Annotated in this window: 3 protein-coding genes; all 3 read right to left on the minus strand. The window is 56.5% G+C overall.

Annotation, left to right across the window (positions count from 1 at the left end; all coding sequences use genetic code 11):
* Positions 1 to 107: 107 nt before the first annotated feature.
* Positions 108 to 1,661 (minus strand): ATP-binding protein, encoded by a 1,554-nt coding sequence (locus tag BLW97_RS18050; RefSeq protein ID WP_075324165.1) that lies wholly within the window; start codon positions 1,659 to 1,661, stop codon positions 108 to 110.
* A complete protein-coding gene (locus BLW97_RS18055; protein WP_075324166.1) occupies positions 1,643 to 2,728 on the minus strand; it encodes a response regulator in 1,086 nt (361 codons plus the stop codon). Before BLW97_RS18055 ends, BLW97_RS18050 begins: the two co-directional genes overlap by 19 nt.
* A partial coding sequence (locus BLW97_RS18060) for a diguanylate cyclase (RefSeq protein ID WP_075324167.1) occupies positions 2,718 to 4,225 on the minus strand: 1,508 nt, incomplete at its 5' end. The genes BLW97_RS18060 and BLW97_RS18055, both read right to left, overlap by 11 nt.

The following is a 4,225-nucleotide window of genomic DNA, read 5'->3' on the forward strand; positions in this document are numbered from 1 at the left end:
ACCGTCTTGATCCCTCGAACCGCTTCAAGTGCGACCTTGGCTTTCTGCTGACTACTAAAAATCTTGCGCTTCCGTTCACTCACAACCTGCTCCTTATTTACAGCAGGTTACCATCTTAAATAACCGTCCGGAAATTGGGGTCCACTATACTCGTCACGGGCGAGGCGCGCGAAATGATCGACGGCCATATCCATCATTTGTTGATCCACAAAGACCTGCCCGAAGCTTTTGCCCCGGTTTCCGGCACTACGCAGCAATTCCAGGGCACGATGGGAGCTGTCTGTTTGTGTACTGGGAATATTCCAGGTTTTCAAGGCATTCCCGAGGGCTTGTCCCAGCGCTGGATTAGCCAGAATCAAAACCGGCGTCTGTTTCGCCCGATTCACCACGGTTTCCTGAAGCGTTTCGGGTTTTTCAGCCGGTTGTAAGGGCAATTCAAACCAGAACCGGCTGCCTTTGTCGGGGACACTTTCGACCCCTATCTGCCCCCCCATTTTTTCCACCAGTTCCTTGGCAATGGTGGTCCCCAGTCCCGTTCCTTCCTGATGGTTTTGCCTGGCGTTATGTACCTGGGTAAAGGCTTCAAAGAGGTGTTCCTGGGCCAATTCGCTCAGTCCACAACCCGTGTCGATCACCTCAAAACGCAGGCGAATTTCACGATGCGTCATGGGCAGACTGCGCACCTTGATTTCTATGCCACCCTGTTCCGTAAATTTGATGGCATTGCCGATCAGGTTATAGAGCACCTGCCGTATGCGTCGGGTGTCACCGCGCAATAGATCCGGGGTGGACTCCGGGGAGTCCCAGACCAGATACAAGCCTTTTTTCTGGGCCAGTACCAACAGGGACGAACAGGACTGGTCCAGCAAGCTGCGCAGGCTGAAATCTATGGGATGTAACTGCAGCTTTCCGGCTTCTATTTTGGAAATATCCAGAATATTTTCGATGAGTTCCAGCAGGGTCCGGGAAGAGTTTTGAATCAGCCCCGTGATTTCGGTTTGTTCGGCCGATAGGGGCGTTTCCCGAAGGAGTTCACTCATCCCCATGACGCCATTCAGTGGCGTACGCAATTCATGACTCATTTTGGCCAGAAACTGGGATTTGATGAGACTGGCCTTGCGCGCTTCTTCAATAGCGCCATTCACACGCGAAATGAGTTTGCTCATGTATAAAAACAGGACCCCGAAAATAATCAGGGTCGCTACCAGGGCGTGACTGTTACCGGACCAAAGGTGGCGGGGGTCCAAAACCGAAGCAATACCGATCATACTGATGAAAGTGGCGGCCACCGCATAGCGGGTCCCAAAGCGAAAGCCGTTACCAATGATAACCCAGGGATAAATACCCAGCAGTGGTAATCCGGCAATACCCGCACTGGCCTGGATCAGATAGGTGGCCATACCGACATCCATGCACATTCCGATCACGCGACGCAAAGGTGATTTTTGCGGCCAGACCCAGATGCTGGCCAGCAACAGCAAGATCGCCGAAAAAAATACCAAAGCGGTCTGATTCAGACTCTGCAGGCTATCGTGTTGATTGAACCAGCTGGTGTAGGGATAGGTGTACACATAAGCATATAAAGCTAGGCCCATCAGCAAGCGAACGCTGGCCTGCTCCAGTTCATTGCCGGGGTTTAATCCTAAGGATGGGCGGCGCATAACAGCCTCTGAATTTTTTGAATTTCCGCATATTGCTGAAAAAAGGCCTGCACGCATTGGGGATCAAAATGTTGACCCGACTGCTCCCGGAAATACGTCTGTATTTCTTCGGTAGTCCACGCCCGTTTGTAGGGGCGCTCAGAAGCCAGGGCATCAAATACATCGGCAATGGCGACAATGCGTGCCACCAGCGGAATCTCCTCACCCTGCAATTGCCGGGGATAACCGCTGCCATCAAACTTTTCATGATGGCCCCCGGCAATGACGGCGCCCAGTTGGGTATAAGGCGAACGGCTGGCGGCCAGAATGTCCTGACCAATTTGCGCATGGGTTTTCATGATGTCGAATTCGGCCGCAGACAGCTTGCCCGGTTTCAACAAAATCGCGTCGGGAATGCCGATTTTGCCGATGTCATGGAGCGGCGCGGCCAACTCAATCGCCTCACACTCACGCACTGGTAGCTGCAACGCTTCGGCAATGCAGCGGGCGTAGCGGGCCATGCGGGTAACATGACATCCAGTTTCGTTATCCCGGTATTCGCCGGCGCGGGCCAGGAGCAGGAGGGTTTCCTGTTCGCGCTGGCGGATTTCATCGGTCGCCGCCGCCACCTGATTTTCCAGCCATTGCGACCGATCCCTGAGCAGTTTTTGCTGGGACCGCAAATGCAGCAGATTACGGCAGCGGGCCTGACACTCCACCGCATCCAGCGGTCGGGTCAAAAAATCCGTGGCCCCGGCCTCCAGGGCCTGATAACGAATTTGGATATCCTGGATGACGGTAACAATCACCAGCGGCACGTCACTGCAGCCCGGCAGGCGCCGGACCTGACGGGTAAATTCCAGACCATCCATACCGGGCATTTTATAATCCACCAGAATCAAATCGGGCGGCTGGTTCTCAAGGGTGGCCAGCGCCTCCAGGGGGCTGGCAAAACTGTCCACCCGCAGATGCGGGGAGAGTTCCTGCATGATTTTTTCGAGAATCTTGCGACCGGTGGACTGGTCGTCGACGATGACAATCCGGGTTTGTAGTTGGATGTCCTGCGCATCACGTTTCTCAATTTTCATCTGCATCGCTCCTGTTTACCGATACGGGGTCCGCACTGGACGGTTTACGGGTGGTTTCGTCGGCATTTTCTTCCATCACGCACAGCTCCCAGTAACGGGTGCGCTGGCGTTTGTTGGCCTTGGCGCGATACAGGGCCTGGTCGGCATAGCGCAGCAGGGTCTCGAAATCGTCGGCGTAAACACTGTTGGACAGGCACACGCCCATACTCAGACGCACGCCCACCACCACGCCGGATTTGAGATGAATCGGTTCATTGATGACGACCTCGATTTTGACCAGAATCATTTCCAGTTCCTCGAAGTTGTTGAAGCCTTCAATCAGCAGCACAAATTCATCTCCACCCAGACGCGCCACATAGTCGCTGCGGCGCAGGGCGGCGTGCAGGCGGCGGCCCACTACGCGCAACACATGGTCCCCCGCCTCGTGGCCGTAAAGATCATTGATGGGTTTGAAATGATCCAGGTCGATCATGCAGATGGCCAGAGCGTCGTGGCCGCGCTGGACGCGGGGTAAGGTAACGGCCACCTGGTCCATGAGAGCGCGCCGGTTACCCAAACCCGTCAGGCGGTCATGGCAGGCTTCGTACTCCAGCTGTTCGCGGGCCAGCCATTCGGCGGTCACATCGCGCTGAATGCCCACATAATGGCTGATGGCGCCGGTACGCTGGTAAATAGGGATAATGCTTAAATGGTTCCAGAAGGTCTGCCCGTCGCGGCGGTAATTGAGCAGGCGGCCGTTAAAAAACCCCTGACCACAGAGGGCCTCGTCAATTTCAGTCAGGGTCCGGGGGTCGGTACGGGGACCCTGCAGATGATGCAGCCCGAAGCGGCTGATTTCCGCCAGGGTATAACCCGTCATACGGGAAAAGCTGGCATTCACATACAGAATGCGGCGGTCGGCATCGGTCAGCACTACCCCATCTTCTGCGGCTTGCAGGGCCGTGCCCAGCAACAGCTGATGTTCGCGCGCGACCCGTTCGCGGAGTATGCCTATCCAGTCTTCCAGGGCTTCACTCACCCGGCGGGCGATGCCCTCCAGCACCACCTGACAGTCTTGCGGGAAACCCCGCTGGTCCCGGTCATACAGCACCAGCAGCGCCCAGGGCTGGTGGTCGCGGTGAATGGGCAGCACGGCCATGGAGCGCAATTGATAGGGGCGGGTGTTTTGCCGCCAGGCCGTGCGCAGCGGTCCCTCGGAGAAGGGTTCATTAAACAGCGGCTGTTGTTCCTGCCAGACCCGGAACAGCGGGCCATGGTCGGCGGGCAGGCCGCTGCGTCTTTCGGCAAAGCTGTCCAGATAGGCGGTATCTCCGGCTTCCGCCAGGCTTTGCAGGGAATTGTCCGGCTCTACCCGGCAGACCCAGGCGAGGGTGACGGGGGTACATTCCACCGCCAGTGTACACAGGGACTCCAGCAGGATGGGTTCCTGATCGGTGTGCTCCATGACCTGCCCGACGGCCTTGCTGAAAGCCAGATATTGTTCTAGGCGGGTATGGG

The organism is Acidithiobacillus albertensis (assembly GCF_001931655.1).
In the GTDB taxonomy this organism is placed as follows: Bacteria; Pseudomonadota; Gammaproteobacteria; order Acidithiobacillales; family Acidithiobacillaceae; genus Acidithiobacillus; species Acidithiobacillus thiooxidans.